This is a genomic window from Methanobrevibacter oralis (assembly GCF_001639275.1).
Lineage (GTDB): Archaea > Methanobacteriota > Methanobacteria > Methanobacteriales > Methanobacteriaceae > Methanocatella > Methanocatella oralis.
The window spans coordinates 1-1,372 of sequence record NZ_LWMU01000133.1; the positions used below are offsets into that span (position 1 = coordinate 1).

General features: G+C 23.8%; 2 protein-coding genes. Both read left to right on the top strand.

Features of this window, described 5'->3' with window-relative positions; all coding sequences use genetic code 11:
* Nucleotides 1–50: 50 nt before the first annotated feature.
* Nucleotides 51–539 (top strand): helix-turn-helix domain-containing protein, encoded by a 489-nt coding sequence (locus tag MBORA_RS09705; protein WP_052331848.1) that lies wholly within the window; start codon nt 51–53, stop codon nt 537–539.
* Between the two features lie 35 nt (nt 540–574).
* On the top strand, nt 575–1,360 hold the full coding sequence (locus MBORA_RS09710; protein ID WP_063720614.1) for a transposase: 786 nt from the start codon (nt 575–577) through the stop codon (nt 1,358–1,360).
* Nucleotides 1,361–1,372: the final 12 nt, after the last annotated feature.

Here is a 1,372-nt window from a genome sequence, read left to right on the forward strand (position 1 = left end):
TATAGTTTTTCTCGAAAAGTTTATACCATATAAATTACAAATTAATATTCATGGTAAAAAATAGCAAAAAAATTGAAGGACATCTTGAATTGGATGAAATTAAAGAGGTTATGAAAGAATATAAAGATTCTTATAACATGTATAGAAAGTTACTTGTTATAAGTATGGTGTATCAGGGTGAAACGATTTCTCAAGCTTCTAATTATGTTCACGCAAGTAGAAAATCTGGGGAACGTTGGGTGAAAAATTATAATGAAAATGGTTTAGAAGGTTTGTATTCAAATTACCATAATTGTGGGCGTAAACCAAAACTAACTAATGAACAATTAGTCGAATTAAAAGAAATTATTACTTCTAGCGAGGAATCATATACTATTGATGATGTTCAAAAACTTATCAAAGAGTTATATGGTGTAAATCATGATTATAAAACTGTTTGGACTATTGTACGTAAAAAATTAGGCTTAAATTATGGAAAACCTTTCATTAAGTATTCTTCACGTCCAAAAGATGCTGAAGAACATCTAAAAAAAACTTAGAAAACATAGATCTGGAAAATGAATTTTTAGTTATTTTGGATGAAACAGCCTGTCAAAATACTCCAAATACTTCAAAAATTCTTTATAAATCCAAAAACAAAAATATAATTCCAAAAATTCCCAATAGAATAAAAATCAACATGATAGGTTATCAATCAATAAATTGCAAACCATATGTTGAAGAAACAAAAAAATCAAATGCATTTACCTTTTTAATATCATTATGCAAATTCCGTATTTTAAACATGGAAAATGAACAAGGACGTAAATTATTATACGAAGCTATAAATCATCCAAATTTATTAGAAAAAAACATTAAAAAAGAATTAAAAAAAGAACTATCTTCAGAATACGAATTAATAAATAAAATCAATAATAAATTATATGATGATAAATCAAAGGAAAAATCATTAAAATCAATTAAAAGAATTTGCAATAAAGAAGATCCCAACAACAAAACAAAAATAGATAACAGAAAAAGAAAAAATATTAAACAAAATCTTGAAAATCCATTAATAAAAGAGATAATAAGTAAAGAAAAGAAAATTAATATAGTATTAGACAATGCAAGAATTCATACTGCAAAAATGATCCAAAAAGCAGTAAAAATATTAAATATCAATTTAATTTATTTAAGACCCTACTGTCCAGATTTAAATCCAATAGAAGATGTATGGAGAGTAATTAAAAAAACAATATATAAAACATATTATACAACCGAAAATCAGTTAATTAACTTATTTAAAGATAAATTTTATGAAATTATTGGCTTCAAATCATTTTATGAAAATTGGCTAAACCTATATGGTAAAAATTTTTAGAGAAAAACTATA